Consider the following 1387-nt stretch of genomic DNA (forward strand, 5'->3'; position numbering starts at 1 on the left):
CAATGACACATAAGCAACCCGTAGCGACCCTTCATCCTTGATAGCCGGATGGCCGAAAAGTCCGCTTCTCTCGAGTTCGCATCAGATACAACGAATGGTCGGTTTGCCCTATGTGCGATACGCTTAGCCCCGGCCCCGCATCAAAATGTTCAAGCCGCCGAGCTGTATGTTGGATATACCTTCGTGACAGTAGTATATTTTTGTAGTATCAATTGTCCAAACTTCGACTTTGGTAGATACGATGACCTGTTACATCACGCGCTTCATTTTGGGTCTCAGCCTATGCGTAGCGACACTCGTTTCTTGGCCGAACCCGGTCCGTTCGCAAACCTATCCCATTGATTGCGCGATCCTGCTTTGCCTGTCTGGCGGTTGGCCAACTTCAGTTCCTTGCACTCGAGCGCGCGCTGAGTTCATTCGAAGAATCACACCCTGGCCGGTCGAGCCACCGCTTCAAATCTGGCGTTGTCCGATGGGTGCGTCATTCGACGTAGACGGCTCATATGGATCCACAACTCGGTCTTACGACGCGTATGCAAACGAGCGATCCCGTCTGCCCCAGAGCTTTCCGAAAGCGTTGGAACACGCCCATGTCCGGTCCATTCCTGCTGTACTTCGCTTGAACGGTTCACATGGCACAGCAATCCCAAAAGGTTTGGCTTTGCACCTCGCGCAAGACCGCGCTGATATCGACATCAGCGGGCCAGAGTTTAATTTCGTGCGTTCCATTAGGGTCTTCGATGTTCGTTACGCGAGACAGCACGAAGCCGGTGAAGATGGTGACTGCAGGCGAAATGCATATGTTGTTTTGGGAACCTACGGTACCCAGGGCGGCTTTTCCTGGGCACAATCCTCACTAACCGCCCTGCCCGACGCGCATGTTGGGCTTGAACGCTGGGGACAGACCTGTCCCAGCATATATCATCGGTCAGTGTTCGTGGATTGGCGTGACTACAACGGGAACTATGGTTTCGAGCAAGTAAATTACTGATTTAATGACCACTTGGATTCGTCAGATCCGATGGTCTGACTCCGTGGCTACTTCTGTTGCCGCCAATAGGCCTGCCGTATCTGTTCCAAGGGCCCTTGCAAGCACGATCAATTCTACCACATCGATCCGGCGCTCCCCGCTTTCGACACGCGCCACGAACGATTGATGCTGCGTCAGCTGTTCGGCCAGTTGCTCCTGAGTCAGTCCAGCCGCTTTCCGCGCCGCAATAAGTGCTTCGCGGAGTGCTTCATGTCCTGAACTCCTGATCGTCTTGGCCACGTGTCACAAACCTCTTGTGACTGGGCTAATCTACTTTATAGATTATCTAAAAAGTGGATATTTGCAGGATTCCATGGAGTTACTTGCTAAATGCAGTGCGATTGGTGGACGGCCAAG

At 52.8% G+C, this 1387-nt stretch carries 2 protein-coding genes; one reads left to right on the forward strand and one right to left on the reverse strand.

All coding sequences use genetic code 11. From position 1 onward, the window contains the following. Nucleotides 1-241: 241 nt before the first annotated feature. Nucleotides 242-991: a hypothetical protein gene (locus tag ACR0JF_RS23240; protein WP_480668994.1), complete on the forward strand. Its 750-nt coding sequence runs from the start codon at nucleotides 242-244 to the stop codon at nucleotides 989-991. A gap of 21 nt (nucleotides 992-1012) precedes the next feature. Here the strand turns inward: ACR0JF_RS23240 and ACR0JF_RS23245 are convergent, their stop codons facing one another. Beyond that, the gene (locus ACR0JF_RS23245) at nucleotides 1013-1270 is read right to left on the reverse strand and encodes a helix-turn-helix domain-containing protein (protein WP_480670101.1); all 258 of its coding nucleotides are present in this window, start codon (nucleotides 1268-1270) and stop codon (nucleotides 1013-1015) included. Nucleotides 1271-1387: the final 117 nt, after the last annotated feature.

It is taken from the genome of Ruegeria sp. BG11, from assembly GCF_056538565.1.